Source organism: Bradyrhizobium sp. 2TAF24, assembly GCF_052115025.1.
Lineage (GTDB): Bacteria > Pseudomonadota > Alphaproteobacteria > Rhizobiales > Xanthobacteraceae > Bradyrhizobium_A.
In genome coordinates, this window is record NZ_JBFRFW010000060.1 from 1 (window position 1) to 1,589 (window position 1,589).

Sequence of the window (1,589 nt, forward strand, 5' to 3'; positions counted from 1 at the left end):
AAGCGACGCCGTTGCCGATCGAAACGCTGCCGGCCGACAGCGCCGGGCTGTTCGTGCCTGCGACGATCGAGAGCGCAGTATTGTCGGCGAAGGTCACGGTCTGCGCGACGTTCACGGTCGCCGGCGTCTGGATCGCCAGCGTGCCGGCGATCACGTTCACGTTGCCGCCAAGCGTGTTAGCGCCGCCCGCGCTACCGTTGCCGAACTGCAACCGGCCGCCGGAGACAAGGGTGTCGCCGGTGTAGCTGTTGGTGCCGGTCAGGATCATTGTGCCCGAGCCGATCTGCCGCACTGCGCCGCGGCCGGAGATATTGCCAGCGAAGGTCGAGATGTCCGAGCGATTGAAGGCGAGCGTGTCGTTGTTCAAGACGTCGCCAACGATCGAGCCGCTGGCACCGCCGTTGCCCAGTTGCAGCGTGCCGACCGAAATCATCGTGCCGCCAGTATAGGTATTGTTCGCGGTCAGGATCAGCGTGCCCGCGCCGGTTTTCACGACGTTGCCGGGGCTTGACCCATCCGAAATCGCGCCGCTCTGCGTCACCGTCCGGCCCTTGGCCACGCTGAAGGTCGGATCGCCTCCGACCGTGATGGCGTGCGTGTAGACGCCGCCCTGGGTGAAGGCCAGCGTCGTGCCGTTCAGAAGTGCGAGCGTGCCGCCATTGCCGAGATTGCCATCCGAGGAAATGCTCAGCGTGCCGCCTGCGACCGTCGTGCCGCCCATGTAGCTGTTGCTGCCCGAAAGCGTCAGCGTCCCCGTTCCCAGCTTCAGCAGCGAGCCGTTGCCGGAAATGGTGCCGGAGAAAGTCACCGCGTCGGAGCGGTTGAAGGCGAGCTTTGCGTTGTCGACGACATCGCCGGTGATCGCGCCCGTGAGGCCACCATTGCCGATCTGCAAGACGCCGGCGGAGATCGTGGTGCCGCCGCCATAGGTATTGTTCGCGGTCAGGATCGTGGTGCCAGAGCCGATTTGCTGTACCGCGCCGCTGCCCGTGATATTGCCGGCGAGGGTCATCGTGTTGCTGCGGTTGAAGGCGAGCGTGCCGTTGTTGAGCACATCGCCAAGAATCGAGCCGGTATTCCCACCGTTTCCGAGTTGCAGCGTGCCCGCCGAAATCGTCGTACCGCCCGAATAGGTATTGGTCGCGGTCAGGGTGAGCGTGCCCGCCCCGGCCTTGGTCAGCGACGTGCCGTTCCAGCCTGTCGCGGGATTGGCCGCCTGGTCGGTGAGCGCCGTCCCGACGGTGAAGCTGTCGGTCGGGTTGGCCAGCGTGAAGGTGCCGTGCGCGAGGTTATTGCCGGCGAACCAGCTCAGGCCATACCTGGCGAGATATTGCAGGCTGTCGGCCGATTTGTGGGTGGAGACGGTCAGGTAGTCCACCGTGCCGCTGAAGCCGCCCACGGTGACATTGGCGAAGTCGCCGCTGATGCCGGAGCGGGTGTCGATCAGCACCTTGTCGAGCTGGCTCGCGGTGCTGATGCCGCTGATGTTGAAAGCGACGCCGTTGCCGATCGAAACGCTGCCGGCCGACAGCGCCGGGCTGTTCGTGCCTGCGACGATCGAGAGCGCAGTATTGTCGGCGAAGGTCACG

The 1,589-nt window shown here is 65.3% G+C and carries 1 protein-coding gene; it reads right to left on the minus strand.

Annotated elements, in window-relative coordinates:
• Positions 1–1,589: autotransporter-associated beta strand repeat-containing protein (locus tag AB4Z37_RS32895; protein ID WP_441520866.1), on the minus strand; the 1,589-nt coding region annotated here is incomplete at both ends.